Source organism: Novosphingobium ginsenosidimutans (assembly GCF_007954425.1).
In the GTDB taxonomy this organism is placed as follows: Bacteria; Pseudomonadota; Alphaproteobacteria; order Sphingomonadales; family Sphingomonadaceae; genus Novosphingobium; species Novosphingobium ginsenosidimutans.
Genome location: NZ_CP042345.1, coordinates 502,887 through 526,663, shown reverse-complemented (window position 1 = coordinate 526,663; position 23,777 = coordinate 502,887). Strand labels below are relative to the sequence as shown.

Here is a 23,777-nt window from a genome sequence, read left to right as displayed (position 1 = left end):
CGTTTTTTTGTTTTCCAACCTCCGCATTCGCCTCGGAAATGCCGGAAAGCGCAGCAATTCGGCCAGTTCGGGCCTGTTGGAAGAAGCGGACTCAGTGTCAACTGTGTCAACTTGAGCGTAACGCTGCCTTCCATCGTCACCCTTTACTGGATCCGGGGCGACTTAGCGGGGGTTGGCCCTGTCTGTTTCGCACTCGCAGCATAAGTGCTTGACTCCATCCGTGCATCGGGCAGTCATTGCGTTCCATGGGGCAAACCACCGCAGCGTTTGATGAAATGCTCACTCAGGCCGGGGGCGTGCGCGCGGCCTATGGCGATTACCGCGAATGGTTCGATGCTCAGGACCCGGCCCTGCTGCGCCGCAAGAATGGCGAGGCGGAGAACTTCTTCCGCCGCACCGGCATCACCTTCAACGTCTATGGCGACGATGCCGGGGAAGAGCGGCTGATCCCGTTCGACATGGTGCCGCGGATCGTTACCCCCAACGAGTGGCGCAAACTGAGCCGCGGGATCGAGCAGCGGGTCCGCGCGCTCAATGCCTTCCTGCATGACATCTATCACCGCCAGGAAATCGTCCGCGCCGGGCGGCTGCCGCAGCGGCTGATTGCCGAGAATGCCGCTTTCCTGCCGCAGATGGTCGGCTTCGTGCCGCCGGGTGGGGTCTATACCCATATCGTCGGGGTTGACCTGGTTCGCACCGGCCCGGACGAGTTCATGGTGCTGGAGGACAATGCCCGCACTCCTTCGGGCGTGTCCTACATGCTCGAGAACCGCGAAACGATGATGGCGATGTTCCCGGAGCTGTTCACCCGCGTGAAAGTGGCCCCGGTCCAGGACTATCCGCGGCGCCTGGCGCGCAGCCTGGCCGCCTGCGCTCCGGCCGCGGCGGGAGACCGGCCGACCGTCGCGGTGCTGACGCCGGGCATCTACAACTCGGCCTATTTCGAGCACGCCTTCCTGGCCGACCAGATGGGTGCCGAACTGGTCGAAGGCAGTGACCTGCGGGTAGTCGATGGCCGGGTGGCAATGCGCACGACGCGGGGGTACGAGCCGATCGACGTGCTCTACCGCCGGGTTGATGACGAGTACCTCGATCCGCTGACCTTCAATCCCAACTCGGCGTTGGGCGTGCCCGGCATCATGGATATCTACCGCGCGGGCGGCATCACCATCGCCAATGCGCCGGGCACGGGAATTGCCGACGACAAGGCGATCTATTCGTTCATGCCCGAGATCGTCGAGTTCTACACCGGCGAGAAGCCACTGCTGCAGAATGTGCCGACCTGGCGCTGTTCGGAGAAGGACAGCCTGGCCTATGTGCTCGACAATCTGGCCGAGTTGGTGGTCAAGGAAGTCCACGGTTCAGGCGGCTATGGCATGCTGATCGGGCCGACCAGTTCCAGGAAGGAGATCGAGGCCTTCGCCCTCAAGCTGCGCGCCAAGCCCGAAAGCTACATCGCGCAGCCCACCCTGGCGCTGTCGACCGTGCCGATCTTCACCCGCGCCGGCCTGGCCCCGCGCCACGTCGATCTGCGGCCCTTCGTGCTGGTCAGCCCCAAGGGGATCGAGATCACCCCGGGCGGGCTGACGCGCGTGGCGCTCAAGAAGGGGTCGCTGGTGGTCAATTCGTCGCAAGGCGGGGGCACCAAGGACACCTGGGTGCTGGAGGACTAGGCGCGATGCTGGGCAGGACCGCCAACGGGGTGTTCTGGATGGCCCGCTATCTCGAGCGGGCGGAGAACACCGCGCGCCTGCTCGACGCCGGTTTCAGGATGGCGCTGACCCGCGACGTGCTGACGGCTGAGGCGGAATGGCGCTCGGTGATCCTCACGGTGGGCCAGACCGCAGGGTTCGAGGCGGTCCATGGCCAGGCCTATACCGGCGACAAGGTGTGGAACTTCCTGCTGCGCGACAAGGCCAATCCGGGTTCGGTCCTGGCCATGCTGGAGGGGGCACGGACCAACGCCCGCTCGGTCCGCACGGCGCTCACCCGCGAGGTATGGGAGGCCGTTAACGAGAGCTGGATGCTGCTCTCCGAATGGCTGGCCCGGCCGGTGAAGGAGGCCGTGCTTGGCCAGGTCCTCGCCGCGGTGCGCCGGCAGATGACGCTGGTGCGCGGGGCGATGGACGGCACCATGCTGCGCAACGAGATCCACAACTTCACGCGGATGGGCACCTTCATCGAACGGGCCGACAACACCGCCCGGATCCTTGACGTGAAGTACTATGTCCTGCTGCCCTCGATCGCCTGGGTCGGGTCGAGCCTCGACAATGTGCAGTGGGAATCGGTGCTGCGCTCGGTCGCCGGGGACCGGGCCTATCGCTGGCTCAATGCCGGGGCGATGGACCCGCGCGGGATTGCGCAGTTCCTGATCCTTGACCAGCGCTTCCCGCGCAGCTTGCACTTCTGCATCGACAAGCTCCGCTCGAACCTGCGCGGGCTGGCGCATGAGTACGGCCACGAGACCGGCGCGCACGAACTGCTGCGCGGGCTGGGCACCCAGTTCCACGACGCGACGATCGAAAGCATCGTTGAGCACGGGCTGCACGAGTTCATTACCGAGTTCATCGCCTGCAACCAGCAGGTCGCCCAGGCGATCGAGCGCGACTACCGGTTTTACGCCTGATGCGCCTCAGGATCGCCCACACCACGCACTACCAGTTCGGCCAGCCGGTCGCGCACGGGCTGCAGCGGCTGCGCCTTTCGCCCAAAACCACGCAGGGCCAGAAGGTGCTTGCGTGGCAGATGAGCTATGAAGGCGCGGTTGAGGAAGTGCGGTTCGAGGATCACAACCATAACCACGTTGTGCTCGTCTCAGTTGTGCCGGGGGCGAGCGAAGTCATCGTTCGCTGTGAGGGTGTCGTGGCGACGGCGGACAATCACGGCGTGATCGGCCAGCATTCCGGGTATATGCCGCTCTGGGCATTCCTCGCTCAGACGCCGTTGACCCGGCCCGGGCCCAAGGTGCGCGCAATCATGAGCGGGCTCGACGTGCCGCGAGACGAGGCGGTCCCGATGCTGCACCGCCTCTCCGCCCTGGTGCGCGAGGCGGTCGATTACCTGCCGGGCGAGACCTCGGTCCAGACCACGGCGGAAGAAGCGGCGACACTGGGCGCCGGCGTGTGCCAGGATCACGCCCATGTCTTCATCGGCGCGGTCCGCGCGCTCGGCCTGCCGGCACGCTATGTATCTGGCTACCTGATGATGGATGATCGGATCGAACAAGAGGCCAGCCATGCCTGGGTCGAGGCGCACGTTGAGGGGTTGGGCTGGGTCGGCTTCGATGTCGCCAACGGGATCAGCCCGGACGAACGCTATGTCCGGGTTGCAACTGGCAGAGACTATGCCGAGGCAGCACCGGTAACCGGCCTGTCATGGGGCGGTGGGGAAACTCGGCTGGCAGTCTCACTGGCAGTTGAACAACAGCATCAGGAACAGTAGGCGAAGGTCTTCGCTGGACCGGCCAAAGGGGATCGCCGCTTGACCTACTGCGTCGGAATGCTGCTCGACAAGGGCTTGGTGCTGATGAGCGACACCCGCACCAATTCGGGCGTCGACAACATCTCGCAGTTCCGCAAGATGCACTGCTGGTCGGTTCCCGGCGAGCGGATCATCGCGATCATGACCGCCGGCAACCTTGCCACCACGCAGGGCGTGATCAGCCAGATCGAGGAACGCAACAAGGCCCATGCCGAGCGGCACAACTCGCTGCTGGAAGTCGATACGATGTTCCAGGCCGCGAGCCTGGTTGGCAAGCTGCTGCGCGACACGATCGCAGCCAGCTCCGAACAGAACGGCGAGGAGGCATCCGGTACCTTCACGGCGTCGATCATCGTTGCCGGGCAAATCAAGGGCGGACAGCCGCGGCTGTTCCTGATCTATCCTGAGGGCAACTTCATCGAGGCCAGCTTCGATACGCCCTTCTTCCAGATCGGCGAGACCAAGTACGGCCGCCCGATCATCATCCGCGGCTATGATCGCGACATGAGCTTCGAAGATGCGGTCAAGCTGCTGATGGTCAGCTTCGATTCCACGATTAAGGCCAACCTTTCGGTCGGGCTGCCGCTTGACTTGCTCGTGATTGAGCAGGACCGGTTCGAACCCGCGCACCAGCGCCGCATCACGGCCGACGATCCCTATTACCGAGCGGTTTCGGCCGGCTGGAGCGAGGCATTGAAAAATGCCTTTCACGCACTACCTGATTACAGCTTTTAACAGGGTTGATTGCGCGGGAGGCTACTATTCTTGCGTCAATACAGCAATCAGACCATACTGGGTCTCGGAAGTTGGAAGTTCTGGGGCTACAAATGCGATTCGGTGAAATGGAGGCCCCGTTACCTGCGCTGATCGAACTCAGCGCGATGGCGATGTGCGTCACCAATCCGCGCCTGCATGACAATCCGGTCGTCGCCTGCAATCAGGCCTTCACGGACCTGACTGGTTACACGATCGAGGACATTGTCGGCCAGAATTGCCGTTTCCTCTCGCGCGCCGATCCTCATCCGGAAATCGCCGAAAAAATTGGCCAGTCGGTGCGCGAAAAGCGCGGCGTGCTGTTCGAAGTGGTCAATTACAAGAAGGATGGCACCCCGTTCCGCAACGCGGTGATGGTCGCGCCGATGTTTGACGAGCACGGGGCAGTCAGCTTCTTCCTGGGATCGCAGGTCGAAATCCCCGAGCCTAAGATCGATACCGGCATGGCCGAGCGGCGCGAGGCGGCGCAGCAGCGGATTGCCGGGCTGACCCCGCGCCAGCGCGAGATCTTGGAGCTTATGGCCAGCGGCCAGCTCAACAAGCAAATCGCCTACGCACTCGACCTGTCGGAAAAGACGGTGAAGATGCACCGAGCGCTGCTGCTACAGCGACTGGGCGTCGGGACTTCGGCTGATGCGGTGCGCCTGGCTGTTGAAGCGGGCCTCTGATCCGATCCTGTCCCAAAGACCACAACCTTAAGTCCGTATGGTGACTTGGGCCGTCCAGGTGCAGAAAGATGAGCGAGACACACAGCGGTCTCCGCCTTGCTGCTGCGGCCTACCCAACCACCCCCTCCCAAGGGCCCGGTAGCAAGCGAGGAAGCAGGTCCGGCAACGGGTCGCGCCCGATAAGGTGCCGGGCCTGCTTCCCTCCAATCTCAACGACAGAAGCCGGAACCCGATAACTCCACGTGGAAGTGGTCACGGTGCGCGGCATTATATGCGGGTCCAAGGACCGTGCCGAAGCGCTTGCAGGCGCTCTGGTGTACAATTGCCAGGAACTGCTTCTCCTCGCGCGATCCGGCATACCAGTCTTCCAGCACCGAAATTCGCCGACCATCAGCGAGGATGAAGGCCGAAACGTCGATTGCGCTGGCTGTAGCGTGCGCGCTGCGGCGATCGCTGCCAGCCACATTGCGGCAGGCATAGCTGCCCATCGTCTCGATCTTGACCAGCGGGCTGCCCAAGATCTGCCGCGCGGCGCGATCAACGCCAAAGCGCGCCCAACCAGCCAAGGTATCAGCCAGCGGGCAGGCTACCGGGCCAAGATTGACCAGCTGCAAATGGGCATCGTCGCTGCGCAGGCTGGTCAGGCGGACAGTGCCGATGGTCGAGCATCCGGCGCCGAAGTACTGATCCGGCAGCGGGGTAAAGCTGGCGCGGGTCAAACTGAGGTCGGCCATGCACTGCCGCACTTCCGGTCGCGGCGTGAAAGTTGCGCTAACTGGGCGGCGGACGGCATCATGCTTGGGTGCCTGCGGGATGTCGATGCAGGCACTCAGCAGGGCCAACGCGGGCAGCAAGGCAAGCGTATTGCGCATGGTCACAATATCCGGCGACATGGTTAACAACTGGTTACCTGCGGCAAGCGCTGCGACAAGGACCGGTAGGGGTTGCCAGCCATCGCTTCGCAAGCTATCCGGCAATTAATGCGAACGATTATCAATAGCGTGAAGCTGTTCTGGCTGCTGCTGGCTGTGCCGGGCATTGCCATCCTCCACGGGTGGCTGACCGGCGCAATCGAGACGATGGACATGATCCATCCGACCGGCGAGATGAGCGCGCGGCTGATGGTCGCCGCCATGCTGATCGGGCCGCTGGCCGGTCTGCTTGGTCCGAAACGCTGGCTGCTGTGGCTACTCGCCCGGCGCCGCGCGCTGGGCGTAGGTGCCTTTGCCTATGCGATCGCGCACCTGGTGTTCTACGCGATCGATATGGGCAGCCTTGAGGCGATCCTGGGCGAACTACCGATAGCCTCGATCTGGACCGGCTGGTTGGCCCTTGCGCTGATGCTGCCGATGGCGCTCACCAGCAACCAGACTTCGATGAAGCTGCTGCGCACGGCCTGGAAGCGGGTCCAGCAACTGGCCTATCCCGCCGCTATCCTCACGCTGTTGCACTGGTGGTGGGTCCATGATGGCGCCACCGGCGCGCTGATCCACTTCGCCCCGCTTGCGCTGCTCTGGTTCATGCTGGCGCTGCGCAAGTTCACCAAGTCCCAACCATCCCCCCAAGCAGGAGTATAAGCCCATGCGTTCCCTGATCCTCGCTGCCGCGTTTGGCCTCGTTTCGGCGGCCGCGCTTTCCACCGCCACCCCGGCCGAAGCGACCGGCAAAGTCAAGTGCCAGGCCGGCCCGCAGTCTGGCTGGAAGAATGTCGAAGCGCTCAAGGCCCAGCTGACCAAGGACGGCTGGAAGGTGACCAAGGCCAAGGTCGATGGCGGCTGCTACGAAGTTTACGGCGTGCTCCCGACCGGCGAGAAGGTGGAAGCCTATTTCCATCCGGTCAGCTTCGAAAAGCTCTACGTCGCCCAGCGCGGCAAGGTGCTGTTCCGCAAGTCCGGCTACTGATTGCAGCGACCTGGCCCAAAGGCACATTTGACGATGCGTCATTGACAAGCCCGGGGCCGCCTCTATGTGCGGCTCCGGGCCACGCGGTCCCAACGCCGCGCGAGCTCTCTGCAAGGAGAGACTACAATGACTGCACAACTGCCGGCGCGCAAACCCGCGCGTCCGTTCTTTTCTTCCGGTCCCTGCGCCAAGCCGCCCGGATATGCCCCCGAAAAACTGGCTACCGAATCGCTTGGGCGCTCGCACCGCGCCAAGATCGGCAAGACGCGCCTGCAGTACTGCATCGACCTGATGCGCGAAGTGCTGGGCCTGCCCGATACGCACCGCATCGGCATTGTCCCCGGGTCTGACACCGGCGCCTTCGAAATGGCCATGTGGACCATGCTCGGCGCCCGCGGCGTTACCTGCCTCGCTTGGGAGAGCTTCGGCGAAGGCTGGGTGACCGACGCGGTCAAGCAGCTGAAGCTCGAGCCCAAGGTCCACCGCGCCGACTATGGCCAGCTGCCCGATCTCTCGAAGGTGGATTTCGCCGACGACGTGCTGTTCACCTGGAACGGCACCACGAGCGGCGTGCGTGTGCCGGATGGCGAATGGATCCCGGATGACCGCGAAGGTCTGACATTTGCCGACGCGACCAGCGCGGTCTTCGCTTACGACATTCCCTGGGACAAGATCGATGTCGCCACCTTCTCCTGGCAGAAGGTGCTGGGCGGCGAAGGTGGCCACGGCGTGCTGATCCTGGGCCCCCGCGCAGTCGAGCGACTGGAGGAATATACCCCGTCCTGGCCGCTGCCCAAGGTGTTCCGCTTGGTCTCGAAGGGCAAGCTGACCGAAGGCGTGTTCAAGGGTGAAACCATCAACACGCCCTCGATGCTGGCGGTTGAGGATGCGATCTTCGCGCTCGAATGGGCCAAGTCGGTTGGCGGGCTGGAAGGCCTCAAGGCGCGCTGCACGGCCAACGCCGATGCGTTGAACAAGATTGTCGCGCATCGCGATTGGCTCGGCCATCTCGCAGTCGATCACGGCATCCGTTCGAAGACTTCGGTCTGCCTGACAGTCGAAGGTGCCGACGAGGCCTTTATCAAGGCCATGGCCAGCGCGCTCGAAAAGGAAGGTGCAGCCTATGACATCGCGGGTTACCGCGATGCCCCGCCGGGTCTGCGCATCTGGTGCGGCGCCACGGTTGAGACCGCCGATATCGAGGATCTCGGCCCCTGGCTCGACTGGGCCTACGCGACCGTCAAGGCCGCGGCTTAAGCTTCAGGCGTCACCTCGGCCGCAGCGCCGGGGTAACGCTTTCCCCATTCTCGCCCGCGGACAAGCGGGACCCCGGATCAAATCCGGGCTGACGAACCAAGGACAAGTTGAAATGACCAAGCCTCGCGTACTCATTTCCGACAAGATGGACCCCAACGCCGCGAAGATCTTCGAAGAGCGCGGCTGCGATGTGGACGTGATCACCGGCGAAACCCCGGAACAGCTGATTGCCCGGATCGGTGATTATGATGGCCTTGCCATCCGCAGCTCGACCAAGGTGACCAAGGCGATCCTTGATGCGGCAAAGAACCTGAAGGTGATTGGCCGCGCCGGGATCGGTGTCGACAATGTCGATATCCCGGCCGCTTCGGCCCAGGGCGTGGTGGTGATGAACACCCCGTTCGGCAACTCGATCACCACGGCCGAACACGCCATCGCGCTGATGTTTGCGCTGGCCCGCCAGATCCCCGAAGCCAATGCCCAGACCCAGGCCGGCAAGTGGCCGAAGAACGATTTCATGGGCGTTGAAGTCACCGGCAAGACACTGGGCCTGATCGGTGCTGGCAATATTGGTTCGATCGTTGCCAGCCGGGCGCTGGGCCTGCGGATGAAGGTCGTTGCTTTCGATCCCTTCCTCAGCCCCGAGCGCGCTGTCGAACTGGGCATCGAAAAGGTTGAGCTTGACGACCTGCTGGCGCGGGCGGACTTCATCACCCTGCACACCCCGCTGACCGACCAGACCCGCAACATCCTGTCGGCCGAGAATATCGCCAAGTGCAAGAAGGGCGTGCGGATCATCAACTGCGCCCGCGGCGGCCTGATCGACGAAGCGGCGTTGAAGGCAGCGCTCGATAGCGGCCAGGTGGCCGGCGCGGCGCTTGACGTGTTCCAGACCGAACCGGCCAAGGAATCGCCGCTGTTTGGCACGCCGAACTTCATCTGCACCCCGCACCTTGGCGCCTCGACCAACGAAGCCCAGGTCAACGTCGCGCTGCAGGTGGCCGAGCAAATGGCCGATTACCTGGTGAACGGCGGCGTCACCAACGCGCTCAACATGCCTTCGCTCTCGGCCGAGGAAGCGCCGAAGCTGAAGCCCTACATGGCACTGGCAGAGCAGCTTGGCAGCCTGGTTGGTCAGCTCACCACCGGTTCGATTCCGCGCGTTTCGATCCATGCCGAAGGCGCCGCGGCCGAGCTGAACATCAAGCCGATCGTTGCCGCCGTGCTGGCCGGCTTCCTGCGGGTGCAGTCGGACACGGTCAACATGGTCAACGCGCCCTTTATAGCCAAGGAGCGCGGGATCGAGGTGCGTGAGGTCAAGACCGAGAAGGCCGGCGATTACCACACCCTGATCCGCGTCTCGGTGAAGACCGATGCAGGTGAGCGCTCGGTGGCGGGAACGCTGTTCTCGAACGCGGAACCGCGCCTGGTCGAGCTTTTCGGCATCAAGGTCGAAGCCGAACTCGCCGGGCACATGATGTACATAGTCAACGAGGACGCCCCCGGCTTCATCGGCCGGATCGGCACCCTGCTGGGCGAAGCCGGCATCAACATCGGCACCTTCAACCTTGGCCGCCGCGCGGCCGGCGGGGAAGCCGTGCTGCTGCTCAGCGTCGACAGCCCGGTCCCGGCCAATGTCATCGCCGCGGCGCGCGACGTGCCCGGCGTGAAGCGGGTCATGGCGCTGGCGTTTTAAGGCACATTCGGGCAACGGGATCGCCACGATGCAAGACACCGACCGCGACCTGTTGCCCGAAGGCCTGGAAGACCGCCTGCCGCGCGATGCGGCTGCTGCCGCTCGCGTGACTCGCGCCGTGCTCGACGTGCTGGACAGCCACGGGTACGACCGTGTGCAGCCGCCGACGATCGAGTTCGAAAAGTCGATGGCCAGCCGCATGGCCGGGGTCCAGCCGCGCCGAATGTTCCGATTCGTTGATCCCGCGTCCTTGCGCACCCTGGCGCTGCGCAGCGACATGACCGTGCAGGTCGGCCGGATCGCCGCCACGGCTCTGGCCCAGCACGCCCGGCCATTACGGCTGTGCTATGCCGGGCAGGTCGTTACCATCAAGGGCGACGGCCTCGACCCCACGCGCGAGCGGCTCCAGCTGGGGGCCGAACTTATCGGCAACGATTCCGTCGCCGCTGCCGGGGAAGTGCTGGCTGTCGCGCTCGAAGCCCTGACGGCAGCGGGCGCCAAGGGCCTCTCGGTCGACTTTACGCTGCCCGATCTGGTCGATGCCCTTGCGGCTGAGGCCATGCCGCTCGATCCGGAAGCGATCGAGGCAGTGCGGCGCGAGCTTGATGCCAAGGACGCCGGCGGCCTTGTTGCTGCGGGTGGCCAGGCCTACCTGCCGCTGCTTGCCGCGATCGGACCGTTCGCTGCTGCCGTTGAAAAGCTGGCCGCCTTTGACAAGAGCGGTGTCCTTGCTGGCAGGATCGCGGCCTTACACACCATCGCGGACCGCGTCGGCAGCCTCGCTCGCCTAACCCTCGACCCGAGCGAGCGCCACGGGTTTGAATACCAGTCCTGGTTCGGCTTCACGATCTATGCCGAGGGCCTGCAAGGGGCAGTCGGGCGCGGGGGCAGCTATGCCATTCTTGGCAGCGGTACGGAGACCGAGCCGGCCATCGGCTTCTCGCTTTACCCCGATGACCTGATTGACGCCCTGGCCGAAGCCGAGCCGCGGGCCGACACCCTGTTCCTGCCGCTTGACTACAATGCCGAAGTGGCCGCTCGGCTTCGCGCCATCGGCTGGCGCACCGTCGCGGCGCTTAGCGCGGCGTGTGAGCCGGTGGCACTGGGCTGCACTCACCGGCTCGATGGCACCGAGGTCGTTCGGCTTTAGCGGCCGAAGATCGACTTCAGCCAGGCATCGACCACAGCGGTTGCCGGATAGTCCGGGTTGCCGAGCTGCCGGTTGATCTCAGCATGGCCCTGCAGCCCGCGCCCTTCGAACTCGCGCCGCTCGACCGTGGTCCCGCCCTGACGCAAGGCCGCTTCGAGCGCCTTGGCCTGGGCCACGCCATCCTGGCGCTGAACATGGATCAGCAGGAAGCGTGGGGCATTGGGCGCGGCGGCCTGAAGCGTCGGGGAGAGCGCCCGCTGGCGCACCGGGTCGGTGCCAAAGGCCTGGACATAGGTATCCTGCATCATTGGCCCGCCATCCTTCATCTGCGCTGCCACATCGTAAGCCGCGCCATCGTTGGGCATCACCCCGGCGAGATCGCGGAACGACAACCCGCCACTGCGCAGGTATTGCTCGTCCGTGCCCACCAGAGCGACCAGGTGCGCGCCGGCGCTGTGGCCGGTCAGGACCACCTTGCTGCGATCAATCCCCAGTTCACGCGCCCGGTCCAGCAGCGCGCGGACCGATTGGGCGACGTCAGCTGCCTGCTGCTCGACCGTCGCCTCCGGAACCAGGCGATAGTTGATCGCTGCATAGTTATAGCCAAGCCCGGTGTAATGCGCCGGGGCATAACGGCTGCCGGCGACATCCTTGCTGCCGCGCTTCCACCCACCGCCGTGGACGAAGATCACCAGCGGGGCCGGGCCGGCCGCGCCCTTGGCCTTGTAGAAATCGAGCTGCTGCAGCCGATCGCTGCCATAGGCGAAGGTCTGGTCGGGCCGGGTGCGCGGGGCATCGGCATCGCGCTGCGCGCCGCGGCGCTCGCCCGAACCGCCCTGGCGGCTTTCCATCCGCTCCTTCAATCGTTCACGCAATCGGTCACCGGGCGCGGCCTGGGCGATAGTGGTGCCGATCAGCGCTATTGCGCCAAGCGATAGTATAAGGCTCTTGCGCATTGACATTCCCTCATGATTGCCTGTGCGATTTCGCTGCTACCGGGCGGGTTGCTGCCAGGTGAACGGCGCGGTCACAATTTGTCGCAGTTTGTCGCGGCGGTTCGGGTGCGGATAGCTTGACGCCCGTGCCGCATCGGCCTAACGCGCCGCCCGTTTGCGGGGCCTTGTGCTCCCACTGGTCCCCCCCTTGTGCCGAGTCCTGTCGAAGGGCGCATGCGGGCAATTTTGGCAGGGTGAGGGACTCTATCCAATGGCTAATGTAACCGTGATCGGCGCCCAGTGGGGTGATGAAGGCAAGGGCAAGATCGTCGATTGGCTGGCCAGCCGCGCCGATGCCGTCGTGCGGTTCCAGGGCGGACACAATGCCGGCCATACGCTGGTGGTTGGCGATCAGGTCTATAAGCTCAGCCTGCTGCCGTCTGGCATTGTTACCGGCACGCTTTCGATTATTGGCAATGGCGTCGTGCTTGATCCCTGGCATCTCAAGGCCGAGATCGAGAAGCTCGAAGGCCAGGGCGTGGTAATCAACACCGAAAACTTCGCGATTGCCGACAACTGCCCGCTGATCCTGCCGCTGCACCGCGACCTTGATGGCCTGCGCGAAACCGCCGCCGGATCGGGCAAGATTGGCACGACCGGGCGCGGGATCGGTCCGGCCTACGAAGACAAGGTTGGCCGCCGCGCCATCCGGGTTTGCGATCTGGCGCATCTCGATGCGCTCGACGCCCAGTTGGACCGGCTCTGTGCACACCACGATGCGCTGCGTGCCGGGTTCGGCCAGCCGCCGGTCGACCGTGCTGCCCTGCTCGCCGAGCTCAGTGAAATTGCGCCTTTCGTGCTGCAATATGCCCAGCCGGTGTGGATGCGGTTGAAGACGGTGCGCAAGGCCGGTGCGCGGATCCTGTTCGAAGGCGCGCAGGGTGTGCTGCTCGACGTCGATCACGGCACCTATCCTTTCGTCACGAGCTCCAACACCGTCAGCGGCACCGCGGCGAGCGGTTCGGGCCTTGGCCCTTCGAGCACCGGTTTCGTGCTGGGCATCGTCAAGGCCTATACCACCCGCGTCGGCTCGGGCCCGTTCCCGACCGAGCTTGAGGACGAGACTGGCCAGCGGCTGGGTGAGCGCGGGCACGAATTCGGCACGGTTACCGGGCGCAAGCGCCGCTGCGGCTGGTTCGATGCCGTTTTGGTGCGCCAGTCCTGCGCGATTTCGGGTGTCACTGGCATTGCCCTGACCAAGGTTGACGTGCTCGACGGGCTGGAGACGGTGAAAATCTGCACCGGCTATCGCCTCAACGGCAAGATCCTCGACTATTTCCCCAGCCACGCGGCCGACCAAGCCAATGTGGAACCGATCTACGAGGAAATGGAAGGCTGGAGCGGCACCACCGCCGGTGCGCGCAGCTGGGCGGATTTGCCGGCTCAGGCGATCAAGTACATCCAGCGCGTTCAGGAACTGATTGAAACGCCGGTCGCCCTGGTCAGCACCTCGCCCGAGCGCGAGGACACGATCCTGGTCCGGGATCCGTTTATCGACTAGGAATTCTTGACATAATCCCTTTTTGTTCTACTCCTGTTCAATCGAAACAGGAGTCGCAAAGCTATGTCCCAGGCCAATTTTGCCTACGCCACTCCCGCAAACGATGCGGCGGGATTGCCACTGGCACTGTCGATCTTTGCTGATCGCGGTCATGTCAGGGAACTGCTGCGGGAGGATGCCGAGGCAGCGGGCTTTCGCGTTGCCGAAGTTGGCGAGGTTGCGGCGCTGCTCGAAGGCGCGGTGCGTCCTTTGGGCGCAGTAGTACTGCTCGATTGCCCGATGGTTGATGGTGCACGGCTGGCGGCGCTCTCGCGGCTCGATCTGCGCGCGGCCCACTGCGGGGCGCAACTGATCGTTTCGACCACGGTTGCCGCGCTTGACGATGTCTTTGCCTGCCTTGACCAGTCGGGGCCGCAAATTCTGGTTGAACCCAGCCGCGCCGAGCGGGTGATTGCCCTGGGGCGGGTACTGGCAAAGTTTCCCAATCTGCGGCTGCGCGAACTATCGGAGGAAGACCGGCTGGTGCTGCTGCGGCTGACCGAACAGGTCTGCCAAATTGCTCAGCGGCTCGAACACCTCGAAGGGCCCGGTCGTGATCAGGCCGCTGTTAGCGAATCGGGGTTCCGGTTCGAAAGCCCAACTACACCCTTCGCCCCGGGCAATGGCGATGGCGGTGAACGGATCGCCCGGACCGCGCGTCCGCCACTGCCAGATCCGCGTTTGGTGCGCCAGATTATCCGCCAGCGCCAGCTCCGGGCGCGGTTCTTCGATGGCGATTTCTTTGCCGATCCTGCCTGGGATATGTTGCTAGACCTCACCGCCGCCCGGGCCGAGCATGCGCGGGTCTCGGTCTCGTCGCTCTGCATTGCCAGCGGCGTTCCGCCGACCACAGCGCTGCGCTGGATTGGCCAGATGACCGAAGCCGGTCTGCTCCAGCGCGTGGAGGACGAAACCGACCGCCGCCGCGCCTTCATCACTCTGTCTGACCAGGTGGCGGACAGTATGGCGCGCTACTTCGCCGAACTGGGTGCGCAGGCAGCAACGCTGGTATAGGCTTCACAGCCGCGCCGCATTGCGCTAGGCGCGCGGCTCTTGACCATACGGTCGGGCGCTTAGCTCAGTTGGTAGAGCATCTCGTTTACACCGAGAGGGTCAGCGGTTCGAGCCCGTTAGCGCCCACCAGGTCAGGCTTCGATCAATTCGATCCGGTTCCCGAATGGGTCCGATAGATGGGCCCGCCGCACGCCGGGCAGCAGGTGATCGTCTGCAACCGCATGGCCTGCGGTTCGCAAAGCTGCGCAAAGCCCGTCGAAATCGTCCACCAGCAGACCCGGATGCGCCTTGCGCGCGGGCCGGAAGTCTTCATCGACCCCAAGGTGAAGCTTGACCGGGCCAAGCTCGAACCAGCACCCCCCACGCGCAGCCAGGGCTGGCGGCTTGGCAACCTCGATCATTCCCAGCTGATCCACATAGAAGGTCCGCGCCTTGTCCTCGCCGCCGCTGGGCATGGCCAGCTGGACATGGTCGATCCCGACGATCACTGTTCGGCCAGCATCTTTGCAGTTTCGGCACTGCTCCAATCATGCCCGCCGACATAGCGCCAAACTTCGCGGCCTTGGGCGTTGTAGTAGATTGTCGTCGGCAGGACGGTGACCTTGTACTGCACGGTCAGCTCGCCATCAGGATCGAGCCACGGCTCAAGCTTGTCCGCGCCGCGCGCTTTGAGAAAACCCGCCACTTTGTCGGCCGGGGGCATATCCTGCGACACAGTCAGCACTTTCAGGCTGTCCGCGCGGTCCTTGGCAAGTTGGTTCAGGGTCGGCAGTTCGGCCACGCAGGGCGCGCACCAGGTGGCCCAGAGGTTGATCAGCAGCGGCTTGCCCTTCAGACTTGCCAGCTCGACGGTCTTGCCGCTGGCATCGCGCAGAGTGAAATCGGGCAGCTCGCTGCCCTTATGGGTGCGGTCAATCGTGCCAGAGAGCTCTCCGCCAGCCGGTGAAGCGGCAGGTTGCGCCGGAGCCTTGCTTTCCCTATCGCACCCCCCAACCAGCAGGGCACAGCCAAGGACGGCGATCTTGAGCGAGCGGGACGATAGCAAGAGCAGCTCCAATGCGATGTGGGGCGGACGGTTCGCCGAGGGGCCCTCGGCGATCATGCGCGAGATAAACGCGTCGATTCCCTTCGACAAGGCGCTGTGGCGGCAAGACGTTGCTGCAAGCAAGGCCCATGTTGCCATGCTCGGTGCGCAGGGCATCGTCAGCGCGGAGGATGCCGCCACGATCGCCGCCGGGCTCGACCAGGTTGCAGCGGAGTACGAAGCGAACGGGGTCCCCGAAAACTGGGACCTTGAAGACATCCACATGACCACGGAAAGCCGCCTCGCCGAACTGATCGGTCCGGCCGCGGGGCGGTTGCATACGGCGCGCAGCCGTAATGACCAGGTGGCCACCGACTTCCGGCTATGGGTGCGTGATGCAATCGACCAGGCCGATGCCGGGCTGAAGGCGCTGCAAGCCGCGCTGGTCACCCGCGCCGGCGAGCACACGGACAGCATCATGCCCGGTTTCACCCACCTGCAGACCGCGCAGCCGGTGACGCTTGGCCACCACCTCATGGCCTATTACGAAATGGCTGCGCGCGATCGGTCACGCCTGGCCGATGCGCGCGCCCGCCTCAATCAGTGCCCGCTAGGCGCCGCCGCGCTGGCGGGCACTGGATTCCCGATCGACCGGCAAGCAACCGCACAGGCGCTTGGCTTTGCCGAGCCAACCCGCAACAGCCTCGATTCGGTGTCCGACCGCGACTTTGCGCTCGATTACCTGATGGCGGCAGCCCAGATCGCACTGCATCTCTCGCGTCTGGCGGAAGAGTTCATTATCTGGGCGAGCCAGCCGTTCGGCTTTGCCGCACTGCCTGATGCGCTTTCCACCGGAAGCTCAATCATGCCGCAGAAGAAGAACCCCGATGCAGCGGAGTTGGTTCGGGGCCACGCTGGACGGATCATCGGCAGCCTGACTTCGCTGATGATCACCATGAAGGGCCTGCCGCTGGCCTATTCAAAGGATATGCAGGACGACAAACCACCCGTGTTCGAGGCGGCCAGCCTGCTGACGTTATGCCTGGCCGCGATGGAGGGCATGGTCACCGGCACGACTTTCCGCACCGAACGGATGCGGGCTGCTGCCGAGCTGGGTTATGCCACAGCGACCGATCTGGCCGACTGGCTGGTGCGCCAGGAGAACATCCCCTTCCGCGAAGCACACCACATCACCGGCGCTGCGGTGAAGCTGGCTGAAAGCCGCGGGATTGCGCTTGATGCCTTGCCGCTGGCCGATCTTCAGGCCATCGATCCCCGGGTCGATGAGCGCGTTTTCGCTGCCCTCTCTGTTGACGCCTCGGTCGCCTCGCGCGCCAGCTATGGCGGAACCGCGCCCGAACAGGTAAGGCAACGCGTGGCCGAAGCGCGTGTGGCGCTGGGGCTGGAGTAACTGCAATGCGCCGTCTGGTCCTTCCCGCTGTCCTCCTGCTCGCGCTTGGCGCCTGCGGTCAGCGTGCGGACCTGAAACCCCGCGCGGGGCAGGATTTGCCTCCGCCGCCCTATGGTCGGGAAACCCGGCCAAAAGCGGAAGCGCTGCTGCAGATCACCCCCCAGGCCGCCCCGGAGCGCAGCGTGGAGCTGCGAAAGAAATCGGAAGAACGCACCGACGATCCGTTCGACCTGCCCCCTTCCGACGAGTAAGCATCCATGGACCACTTTCAGATCATCGACGGCGAGCTGCACGCCGAGCGCGTACCGCTGAGCCGCATTGCCGCGGAAATCGGCACGCCCGTCTACGTCTATTCGCGTGCCACGCTGGAGCGGCATGCCCGTGTCTTCAACGAGGCGCTCAGCGCGCTGCCCAAGAAGCATGTGGCCTTTGCGATCAAGGCCAATCCGAACCTTGCCGTGCTGCGGGTAATGCAGCGTGAAGGTTTTGGCGCCGATGTCGTCTCGGGCGGAGAGCTGGCGCGCGCGCTGGCTGCCGGGATGCCAGGTCAGGACATTGTCTTCTCCGGAGTCGGCAAGCTTGAGCGTGAAATGGTCCAGGGCCTTGATGCCGGGATCGGCCAGTTCAATATCGAGAGCGAGGAAGAAGGGATCGAGCTGGCGGCTGTTGCCGCAGCCCGCGGCCAACGCGCCGCTTGCGCGCTGCGCGTCAATCCCGATGTCGATGCCCGCACGCACGAGAAGATCTCGACCGGCAAGGCCGAGAACAAGTTCGGCGTGCCGATCGATCGCGCGGCCGGCATCTATGCGCGGCTCGCTGGGCTTCCAGGGCTCGATATGCGCGGCGTCGCCGTCCACATCGGCAGCCAGCTTCAGCACCTGCAGCCGCTCGAAGATGCCTTCATCAAGCTCGGCGCGCTGATTGCCGAGCTGCGCGCGGGCGGCCAGACCGTGACCCATGCCGATCTTGGCGGCGGGCTTGGCGTGACCTACAAGGCAGGTGAAGTCTATCCGACCCCGGCCGAATATGGTGCAATGGTCGCCCGCATCTGCGGCAGCTGGGATGTGACGCTGATGTTCGAACCCGGCCGGGTGATCGTCGGCAATGCCGGTGTCCTGCTGACCCGCGCGATCCGGGTGAAGCGCAGTTCGAACAACACGCCCTTCGTGATCGTCGATGCGGCGATGAACGACCTTGCGCGTCCCGCCATGTACGGTGCCTGGCACGATTTCGAAGCGGTGAAGCCCACCGGCCAGCGGATGACCGCGCATATCGTCGGCCCGATCTGCGAGACTGGCGATACCTTTGCCATGGACCGTGAGATCGATGCGCTGGTTGCCGGGGACCTCGCCGTGTTCCGCACCGCGGGGGCCTATGGCGCGACCATGGCTTCGTCCTACAACAGCCGCGGCTTTGTTGCCGAAGTGATGGTTGATGGCGATCAGTTCGCCGTGGTGGCCGACCGGATCCTGCCCGAAGCGATCACCTCGGCCGAGCGGGTCCCGGCCTGGCTTGATTGATGCTGCACAGCCTGCCCCTGTTCCACCGAATTGCCGGTCAACCGGTGATCGTGCTGGGCGAGGGGGAGGCAGCGGAGGCCAAGCGCCGACTGCTCGAACGGGCCGGGGCCTTGGTCGTTGGTTTCGAGAACCAGCAAGCGCGGCTGGCCTTCGTCGCACTGGATGAACCAGAGGCCGCCGCGGCCGAACTCAAGGCGCGGGGCCTGCTGGTCAACGTGGTTGATCGGCCCGAGCTGTGCGATTTCACGACCCCAAGCCTGCTGGAGCGCGGCCCAGTACTTGTGGCCGTTTCAACCGGCGGGGTTTCCGCCGGGCTCGCCAAGGCGCTTAGGTTGCGGCTCGAAGGTCTGTTGCCGCACGCGCTCGGTGGGTTGGCCGAAGCATTGAATGGCGCGCGTGCCGCGATGAAGTCGCGCTGGCCTGATGGACGGGAACGGCGCCGCGCGATGGATGCAGCCCTGGCACCGGGCGGGCCGCTCGATCCGCTGGCAGAGCGCCACGACATCGCAGCCTGGCTTGATGGCGCGGAAGGCAGCGCGGGTGGCACCTATGAGATCGTCCTGCGTTCCGCCGATCCAGATGACTTGACGCTGCGCGAGGCGCGCTGGCTGGGAAGCGCGGACCTGGTGGCCTATGAACCGGGTGTGCCGACTGCGGTTCTAGTCCGCGCGCGGGCCGATGCGCAGCAGATTGAACTAACGCTTGGCATGCAGGCGCCGGACGAATCCGGCCTCACTGTGATCATTCGGCGGGGATTAGCAGCACCTTGATCTGGGCTAGGGCGATCGGCTTGGACCGGTCATCTTGCCAGGCCTCGGCATTGACCAGCGCCACGCGGCGTCCCGCCCGGGTCACGCTACCCTTGGCGAAGGTTACTTGCTCGGTCCCGCCCCGCATGAATTCGACCTGGATGTTGACCGGCTTCAGCCGCATGGATTCGCCCCGCCGGGTCAGTTCGGCCTGAAGCGCAGCAAAGCCCGCCATTTCCATTAGACCGGACATCGCCCCGCCGTGGAGAAAACCGGGCCGCCCGGCCACACGGTTGGAATAGTCGACCCGCAGCACCGGCTCACCGGCCTCGTCATGGTCGATCTCGATACCCAGGGCCTGAGCATAGGGGGTGAGGGCCATGGTCACAGGTATGGTCCGTGTGTGGCCATGAAGGTGCCAATGACGTGTGCAACCGGATCGGCCGGATCGCCATCATGGGCAACGCCGCGAATGAATGAGATCGTGCGGGTCAGCTTGTAGCACTCACCCCGGCCGATCACGGTCTGGCCCGGCGTTGCGGCGCGCATGTAATCGACGCGCAGGTCGAGCGTGGCGTGCGGCACAAAACTGCCCGATTTTGTCCAGACGCTCATCGAAGTGGCATTGTCCATCAGGCTGATGATCGGGCCTGAGGCGAGCACACCCATGCCGCCGACGCCGCCGTCGATCCCGACCAGGTCCTCGCGCCAGGGTAGCTTTAGTTCCACCCAATCCTCGCCGTGAGCGTGGTACTGGATACCCAGCCAGCCGCCATGACCGTGTCTGGTCATCATCCGCGCGGCAAGCGACGGATCGAACCGCGTGCCGGGCGGCAGAATGCTGGGCGGCTTCTCGCTCATCGGCGCTTCTCTGCTGATGCGAGCACTCGATTACAATCTTTTAATTTCACCAGAGGGGGGCAGGTGGGCGAGGCTGGCGCGGCAAGGCACTTCCGTCTTGCAGGCAATCCAGGGGATGACCAATGAACCTGCCCAAGATCGATATTTCCGCGCTGCCTGATCTCGATACGCTGACCGGCGTGTTCGGCAGCCTGTCCAACCCCGCGCAGGGGCTGCAATCAGACGATCTGCTGATCATGATCATGACCTTCATCTACGACGTGGTGGCACCTTAAGCGCGGCCCGGTCCAGATGCTGATCAGACCGGAACTGATGGCGCTGCGGGCGGACGACACCCCGCAGCGCCTGATCCAGCGGCGCCTGGTCGACCAATCGAACGCCTGGCGCCAGACCGGTCAAGGCGCGCAGGTGGAGGCGGAACTGCTGCGCCTGGCCAGTGGCGCGGCCCTGGCAGACCTGCCGCTGCTGGCTGCGCTTTTCACAGCAGGCGACCCGGCTGCTGCGGGCCTGGTCGGTGGGGTTGCAGCCTGGCTGCTCACCGAGTTGGCCAAAGCGCCGCTGGGTCAGGTGCCGCTGCGGCACCAGTATGATCGAACGCTGGCGACACTCGTGCTGGCGCGGAGCCATGGGGCGAGCCTGGCCATCCAGGCGATCGACGGGGCCGGTCTTGCGCTGAAGCCACCGGCGCAATCGGTCAGCTTTGCCGCCAACGAGAACTGGGAGCACATGTTGGCTGGCAGTGCCCTGATCGAGCGAGTCCAGATTACCGGCCGCACCCAGGCCGGTGTGGCGATGAGGCGAGAGCAGCTCACGTTCGCTGCTGGCGAAGTGACGCAGCGCAGCGGCCGCGAGGTGGCCCAGATCTATAGGCAGGTGTCAGGCATTGCGGTGCTGCTCAGGTTGCAGCGTTCCGATGGGTCCGGCGCGGCGAGCTGCGAGTATGCGCTCGAAGATGGTCGCCTGCTGCACCAAGCGGCGGGAACCCCGCGCGACAGCCGACTGGAGCTGACCGCCTCACTGCTCGGACGCATGGCACGGCGTGATGCTGCACCCTTGCTGGCTGCCATGGCCGAGGAAGCCGGCTCGCCGCACCTGCGCTGGCAGGCCCTGCGCGAATGTCTGGGGCTGGACAGCGCGATCGGATTTGCCGCGTTGAGCGCAATTGCGCGGCGCAGCGAGGATCCGCTGGCGGTGCCTGCGGGGGCCTTGCGCGCGCAATTGCTTGAAGCCTATCCCCAACTTGCCGAGGTGTCGGCATGCCCCGCGTGATCGAGCTGATCGATGAAGATGCCGCCAGCCTGGCCGAAGCCTGCGATGGACTGGCGGCAGTGGGCGTTGATTTCGACGATCCGGAGCGGCTCGATAATGCCGCGCGGTGGCTGCGGCGACTGGGCAACAACAAGCAGTTCCTTGGCGATCTCCTGATCGCCGCGCTGGCGCAGCGCCACCGCGAGGATGTGCTGGACAGCTCCTATGGTCCGCAGGTGGTCATGCTGGCTCCGCCCAATGGCAACTTCTTCATCCGCGCCAATCTCTGGCCCTCGACCGACGAGCATATGCTGCGCGCCTCGGGCGGGACTTCGTTCGTCTATGGCCTCCCGCACGATCACAACTTCAGCTTTCTGACCCTGGGCTACTTCGGCCCAGGATACTGGAGCGACTATTACGAGTATGACTATGGCGAGGTTGTCGGCGCGCGCGATGAACCGGTTCCAAGCCTGCGCTTTGTTGAACGCTCGCGGCTGGAGGAGGGCAAGCTGATGCTATACCGCGCCCACCGCGATGTTCATGCCCAGCATCCGGCCGATTCGCTGTCGGTCTCGCTCAACATCATGCATACCACGGGGGCGCAGGGTTGGCTCGACCAGTACCGCTTCGATCTCGATAAGCGGCAGATCGGGGCGATCGTATCGGGCGGGCCGAGCGAGGCGTTGATGCGGATTGCGGTCGGGCTGGGCGGCGACCAGGCGCTGGACCTTGCGGAACGCTTCGCCCACCACCACCCGAGTGACCGGATGCGGCTGGCTTGCTGGGATGCGCTGGCCGGGATGGCAACGGACGCCGCCTCCCGCGATGCGGTGTGGCAGCGCGCAGAACTGTCGGGCAGCCGACTGGTCGCTGCCGAGGCGCTTGCCCGACGTTGCGAGCTGTTCGCTTAATCCAGCCCGCCGGCAAGCGCATCGATTGCGGCTTGCAGGATTACCGCGGCCGCCGCCGCATCGATCCGGTCGGCGCGTCTGGCGCGGCTCATGTCCTGGGCGATCAGTGCGCTTTCGGCGCTGGCGGTGGACCAACGCTCGTCCCACAGCAGGACTGGCAGGTTCAGCACCTCGGCCACATTACGGGCATAGGCGCGGCTTGATTGGCTGCGCGGACCTTCGCTGCCGTCCATGTTGAGCGGTAGGCCGATCACCACGCCAACAACCCCGCGCTCGGCCACCAGCGCAGCGAGCGCCTGGCGGTCTGCGCCGAACTTGCCACGCTTCAGCGTCTTGCCGGGTGAAGCAAAGCGCCAGCCAGCATCGCAGAAGGCCGTGCCGATGGTCTGGGTGCCAAGGTCAAGGCCCAGCAGTGCCCCGCCGCTGGGCAGTGCGGCACGAAAATCTGGCGCAAAGGTCGTGGTTAGCGCGGCCGCCATGCCTTGGCCCGGCGAACGAAGTCTGCACGAAGGTTGGCCCAGTACAGCGGCACGTCATAAACGTGGTAGTTGCCCTCGGGCAGCACGAAGGGGCCCATTTCCGGCCCGGCTCCGATCCGCAGGATTCCTTGCGCGTCACACCGCGCCCCCACCAGCTTGGGCTCCAATGTTCCGTTCTCAAGCTTGCTGTCGGGCACCATCGCGCCAAGATTGGCGCTGGCAGGGGCTTGCCCGCCGGCAACGCCGGTCAACGGATTGGTGCAGAGATAGCTCAGCGCCGGTGCCCCGGATTGGCGCTTGCCGGCGAAGCGCTGATAGGCCCCGATCATCATGCTGGCATCGCCGCCGTCGGTGTAGCTCAGCCACGAGACAACACAGCCAGTCTGGTCCGGGGCAGTGCAGGCCGGGGTTCCCATGGCCGGCAGGTCAGTGGTCTGATCGACCAGCCAGCCGATTGGATAGGCAGCGACCAGCCGTGCGGCGAGCGGCGTTCCTTTGACCTTGTCAGCCAGCAGCCGCTTAAGATGATACCCGCCCTGGCTGTGCCCGGCGATCACAAAGGGGCTGCCAGTGGGAATGGAAGCGATGAACTGGTCAAACGCGGCCGAGACATCGCCATAGGCCAAGTCCAGAGCCTGTTGCGCCTCGGGCTTGTCGGTCACGAAGGCACCGAAGGTGGCCTGGCGGTAGCGCGGGATCCAGAGCTGGGTCGAGACATTGAAGGGCGTTGCCGCGGCGCGCACCATCATGCCTGCGATGCGGTTGGCATCCTGGTCATCCAGCGGCGCGTTCCAGTGCGCGCGCTTGAGATAACTGGTCGGGTGGATGAAGAACACCGGGACCGAAAGTGTCTCGGCATCCTTGGCCAGTCCGGCGGGCCGCCACTGTGCCGGGCCAGCTTGTTTGAAATCGGGCCGCGCGATCCAGCGAGCCGGATCGGCATAGGCGTTGGCCGGGGCAGGGGGCTGCGCTTCGAACGCCGCACCGGGCGTAAAGGCAAGGCGGGTGAGTTGTTCTGGGTAGAAACCCAGCGCCAGCCGCCCGGCGATGAACAGCACGATCAGGACAGCAATCACATAAAGAAACTTGCGGGCCATC

The 23,777-nt window shown here is 64.8% G+C and carries 27 protein-coding genes and 1 tRNA gene; 20 read left to right on the top strand and 8 right to left on the bottom strand.

Going from position 1 to position 23,777, the window contains the following annotated elements; genetic code table 11:
- Window positions 1–245 precede the first annotated feature (245 nt).
- The 5 genes from FRF71_RS02625 (at window position 246) to FRF71_RS02605 (ending at window position 4,922) form a co-directional block, all read left to right on the top strand.
- Complete coding sequence (locus FRF71_RS02625) at window positions 246–1,673, top strand: circularly permuted type 2 ATP-grasp protein (RefSeq protein ID WP_147089098.1); 1,428 nt, start codon at window positions 246–248, stop codon at window positions 1,671–1,673.
- 5 nt (window positions 1,674–1,678) lie between these two features.
- Complete coding sequence (locus FRF71_RS02620; protein ID WP_147089097.1) at window positions 1,679–2,626, top strand: alpha-E domain-containing protein; 948 nt, start codon at window positions 1,679–1,681, stop codon at window positions 2,624–2,626.
- Window positions 2,626–3,441 carry a transglutaminase family protein gene (locus tag FRF71_RS02615; RefSeq protein WP_147089096.1) on the top strand — a complete coding sequence of 272 codons (816 nt, stop codon included), beginning with the start codon at window positions 2,626–2,628 and terminating at the stop codon, window positions 3,439–3,441. The genes FRF71_RS02620 and FRF71_RS02615 overlap by 1 nt, the downstream gene beginning before the upstream one ends.
- A gap of 39 nt (window positions 3,442–3,480) precedes the next feature.
- Window positions 3,481–4,215, top strand: a complete 735-nt coding sequence (locus FRF71_RS02610) for a proteasome-type protease (protein WP_147089095.1) — start codon at window positions 3,481–3,483, stop codon at window positions 4,213–4,215.
- Window positions 4,216–4,307: 92 nt separating this feature from the next.
- Entirely contained in the window at window positions 4,308–4,922 is a 615-nt protein-coding gene (locus tag FRF71_RS02605; RefSeq protein ID WP_238339382.1) for a LuxR C-terminal-related transcriptional regulator, read from the top strand.
- A 209-nt stretch (window positions 4,923–5,131) separates the two neighbouring features.
- Here the strand turns inward: FRF71_RS02605 and FRF71_RS02600 are convergent, their stop codons facing one another.
- The gene (locus FRF71_RS02600; RefSeq protein WP_238339380.1) at window positions 5,132–5,815 is read right to left on the bottom strand and encodes an extensin family protein; all 684 of its coding nucleotides are present in this window, start codon (window positions 5,813–5,815) and stop codon (window positions 5,132–5,134) included.
- Window positions 5,816–5,902: 87 nt separating this feature from the next.
- Here FRF71_RS02600 and FRF71_RS02595 point away from each other — a divergent pair, with 87 nt between their 5' ends.
- The 5 genes from FRF71_RS02595 to FRF71_RS02575 all read left to right on the top strand — a co-directional run bounded on the left by FRF71_RS02595 (window position 5,903) and on the right by FRF71_RS02575 (window position 10,927).
- A complete protein-coding gene (locus FRF71_RS02595) occupies window positions 5,903–6,499 on the top strand; it encodes a ferric reductase-like transmembrane domain-containing protein (protein WP_147089094.1) in 597 nt (198 codons plus the stop codon).
- Between the two features lie 4 nt (window positions 6,500–6,503).
- Entirely contained in the window at window positions 6,504–6,824 is a 321-nt protein-coding gene (locus tag FRF71_RS02590; protein ID WP_147089093.1) for a PepSY domain-containing protein, read from the top strand.
- 126 nt (window positions 6,825–6,950) lie between these two features.
- Window positions 6,951–8,081 (top strand): phosphoserine transaminase, encoded by a 1,131-nt coding sequence (locus tag FRF71_RS02585; protein WP_147089092.1) that lies wholly within the window; start codon window positions 6,951–6,953, stop codon window positions 8,079–8,081.
- 112 nt (window positions 8,082–8,193) lie between these two features.
- The gene (gene serA, locus FRF71_RS02580) at window positions 8,194–9,777 is read left to right on the top strand and encodes a phosphoglycerate dehydrogenase (protein WP_147089091.1); all 1,584 of its coding nucleotides are present in this window, start codon (window positions 8,194–8,196) and stop codon (window positions 9,775–9,777) included.
- Between the two features lie 28 nt (window positions 9,778–9,805).
- Window positions 9,806–10,927 carry an ATP phosphoribosyltransferase regulatory subunit gene (locus FRF71_RS02575; protein ID WP_147089090.1) on the top strand — a complete coding sequence of 374 codons (1,122 nt, stop codon included), beginning with the start codon at window positions 9,806–9,808 and terminating at the stop codon, window positions 10,925–10,927.
- On the opposite strand, the gene FRF71_RS02570 is transcribed toward FRF71_RS02575, so the two are convergent.
- A complete protein-coding gene (locus FRF71_RS02570) occupies window positions 10,924–11,883 on the bottom strand; it encodes an alpha/beta hydrolase (protein WP_420359390.1) in 960 nt (319 codons plus the stop codon). The genes FRF71_RS02575 and FRF71_RS02570 overlap by 4 nt on opposite strands.
- 250 nt (window positions 11,884–12,133) lie before the next feature.
- Between FRF71_RS02570 and FRF71_RS02565 the strand changes: the two genes are divergently transcribed.
- From FRF71_RS02565 to FRF71_RS02555, 3 genes are all read left to right on the top strand, one after another.
- Entirely contained in the window at window positions 12,134–13,423 is a 1,290-nt protein-coding gene (locus FRF71_RS02565) for an adenylosuccinate synthase (RefSeq protein WP_147089088.1), read from the top strand.
- Between the two features lie 63 nt (window positions 13,424–13,486).
- Window positions 13,487–14,476 (top strand): winged helix DNA-binding protein, encoded by a 990-nt coding sequence (locus FRF71_RS02560; RefSeq protein ID WP_147089087.1) that lies wholly within the window; start codon window positions 13,487–13,489, stop codon window positions 14,474–14,476.
- A 53-nt stretch (window positions 14,477–14,529) separates the two neighbouring features.
- Window positions 14,530–14,605, top strand: a tRNA-Val gene (locus FRF71_RS02555).
- 2 nt (window positions 14,606–14,607) lie between these two features.
- Here FRF71_RS02555 and FRF71_RS02550 read toward each other — a convergent pair.
- Both FRF71_RS02550 and FRF71_RS02545 read right to left on the bottom strand, forming a co-directional pair.
- The gene (locus FRF71_RS02550; RefSeq protein WP_238339378.1) at window positions 14,608–14,964 is read right to left on the bottom strand and encodes a VOC family protein; all 357 of its coding nucleotides are present in this window, start codon (window positions 14,962–14,964) and stop codon (window positions 14,608–14,610) included.
- Window positions 14,961–15,578: a TlpA family protein disulfide reductase gene (locus FRF71_RS02545; RefSeq protein WP_147089086.1), complete on the bottom strand. Its 618-nt coding sequence runs from the start codon at window positions 15,576–15,578 to the stop codon at window positions 14,961–14,963. Before FRF71_RS02545 ends, FRF71_RS02550 begins: the two co-directional genes overlap by 4 nt.
- Here FRF71_RS02545 and argH point away from each other — a divergent pair.
- From argH to FRF71_RS02525, 4 genes are read left to right on the top strand one after another with little or no spacing between them, the layout of a single operon-like run.
- Window positions 15,538–16,911: an argininosuccinate lyase gene (argH, locus tag FRF71_RS02540; protein WP_147089085.1), complete on the top strand. Its 1,374-nt coding sequence runs from the start codon at window positions 15,538–15,540 to the stop codon at window positions 16,909–16,911. The genes FRF71_RS02545 and argH overlap by 41 nt on opposite strands.
- Window positions 16,912–16,916: 5 nt before the next feature.
- On the top strand, window positions 16,917–17,162 hold the full coding sequence (locus FRF71_RS02535) for a hypothetical protein (protein ID WP_147089084.1): 246 nt from the start codon (window positions 16,917–16,919) through the stop codon (window positions 17,160–17,162).
- Between the two features lie 6 nt (window positions 17,163–17,168).
- Window positions 17,169–18,431, top strand: coding sequence for a diaminopimelate decarboxylase (lysA, locus tag FRF71_RS02530; RefSeq protein WP_147089083.1), 1,263 nt, complete (start codon window positions 17,169–17,171; stop codon window positions 18,429–18,431).
- The gene (locus FRF71_RS02525) at window positions 18,431–19,201 is read left to right on the top strand and encodes a precorrin-2 dehydrogenase/sirohydrochlorin ferrochelatase family protein (RefSeq protein ID WP_147089082.1); all 771 of its coding nucleotides are present in this window, start codon (window positions 18,431–18,433) and stop codon (window positions 19,199–19,201) included. The genes lysA and FRF71_RS02525 overlap by 1 nt, the downstream gene beginning before the upstream one ends.
- On the opposite strand, the gene FRF71_RS02520 is transcribed toward FRF71_RS02525, so the two are convergent.
- Both FRF71_RS02520 and FRF71_RS02515 read right to left on the bottom strand, forming a co-directional pair.
- Window positions 19,173–19,562 carry a PaaI family thioesterase gene (locus FRF71_RS02520; RefSeq protein WP_147091494.1) on the bottom strand — a complete coding sequence of 130 codons (390 nt, stop codon included), beginning with the start codon at window positions 19,560–19,562 and terminating at the stop codon, window positions 19,173–19,175. The genes FRF71_RS02525 and FRF71_RS02520 overlap by 29 nt on opposite strands.
- 2 nt (window positions 19,563–19,564) lie before the next feature.
- The gene (locus FRF71_RS02515) at window positions 19,565–20,041 is read right to left on the bottom strand and encodes a PaaI family thioesterase (RefSeq protein WP_147089081.1); all 477 of its coding nucleotides are present in this window, start codon (window positions 20,039–20,041) and stop codon (window positions 19,565–19,567) included.
- Window positions 20,042–20,163: 122 nt separating this feature from the next.
- Here FRF71_RS02515 and FRF71_RS15390 point away from each other — a divergent pair, with 122 nt between their 5' ends.
- The 3 genes from FRF71_RS15390 to FRF71_RS02505 are packed head-to-tail and all read left to right on the top strand — an operon-like array spanning window position 20,164 to window position 22,200.
- A complete protein-coding gene (locus FRF71_RS15390; protein WP_161597867.1) occupies window positions 20,164–20,316 on the top strand; it encodes a hypothetical protein in 153 nt (50 codons plus the stop codon).
- 16 nt (window positions 20,317–20,332) lie between these two features.
- Complete coding sequence (locus tag FRF71_RS02510) at window positions 20,333–21,310, top strand: NAD-glutamate dehydrogenase (protein ID WP_147089080.1); 978 nt, start codon at window positions 20,333–20,335, stop codon at window positions 21,308–21,310.
- Window positions 21,298–22,200, top strand: coding sequence for a thioredoxin domain-containing protein (locus tag FRF71_RS02505; protein WP_147089079.1), 903 nt, complete (start codon window positions 21,298–21,300; stop codon window positions 22,198–22,200). Before FRF71_RS02510 ends, FRF71_RS02505 begins: the two co-directional genes overlap by 13 nt.
- Here the strand turns inward: FRF71_RS02505 and ruvX are convergent.
- Window positions 22,197–22,679, bottom strand: coding sequence for a Holliday junction resolvase RuvX (gene ruvX, locus FRF71_RS02500; protein WP_147089078.1), 483 nt, complete (start codon window positions 22,677–22,679; stop codon window positions 22,197–22,199). The genes FRF71_RS02505 and ruvX overlap by 4 nt on opposite strands.
- Entirely contained in the window at window positions 22,664–23,776 is a 1,113-nt protein-coding gene (locus FRF71_RS02495) for a DUF3089 domain-containing protein (RefSeq protein ID WP_147089077.1), read from the bottom strand. The genes ruvX and FRF71_RS02495 overlap by 16 nt, the downstream gene beginning before the upstream one ends.
- Between the last annotated feature and the right edge of the window lies 1 nt (window position 23,777).